1 protein-coding gene is annotated in these 585 nt (G+C 68.2%); it reads right to left on the reverse strand.

Annotated elements, in window-relative coordinates; all coding sequences use genetic code 11:
• Window positions 1–98: 98 nt before the first annotated feature.
• A partial coding sequence (gene ccsA, locus DNK89_RS23715; protein ID WP_161958985.1) for a cytochrome c biogenesis protein CcsA occupies window positions 99–585 on the reverse strand: 487 nt, incomplete at its 5' end.

A 585-nucleotide genomic window follows, 5' to 3' on the forward strand; every position in this document is an offset into this window, starting at 1 on the left:
ACGACCTGCTGCGCGGCGAGTCGACGCTGCCCTGAACGCGCCCTGGCTTTCCAATGAAAAAGGCCCCGTCGAAGCGGGGCCTTTTGCCGTGCGCCAGATCAGAGCTGGCCGTAGGAATGCAGGCCCGACAGGAACATGTTCACGCCCAGGAAGGCGAAGCCGGTGATCAGCAGGCCCGTCAGCGCCCAATAGGCCGCCATCGTGCCGCGCAGGCCCTTGATCAACCGCATGTGCAGCCAGGCCGCGTAGTTCAGCCAGACGATCAGCGCCCAGGTTTCCTTGGGGTCCCACTGCCAGTAGGCGCCCCAGGCGTCCGCGGCCCACAGCGCCCCCAGGATGGTCGCCACGGTGAAGAAGGCGAAGCCGATGGCGATGGCGCGGTACATGATGTCGTCCAGCACCTCCAGCGGCGGCAGCGCGGCGGCGATGCGGCGCCGGCCCAGCAGGATGGCGCCGACGATCACGGCGCCGATGCCGAAATACAGCATCCAGGTGGCCGACAGGCCGTCGGTGCGGAACACCATCGGCTCGGCGCACAGCAGCACGCCCAGCACGAACAGCGGCGCCAGCTTGAGCCACGACGAG

This window comes from Acidovorax sp. ST3, from assembly GCF_003231145.1.
Taxonomy (GTDB): Bacteria; Pseudomonadota; Gammaproteobacteria; order Burkholderiales; family Burkholderiaceae_C; genus Acidovorax.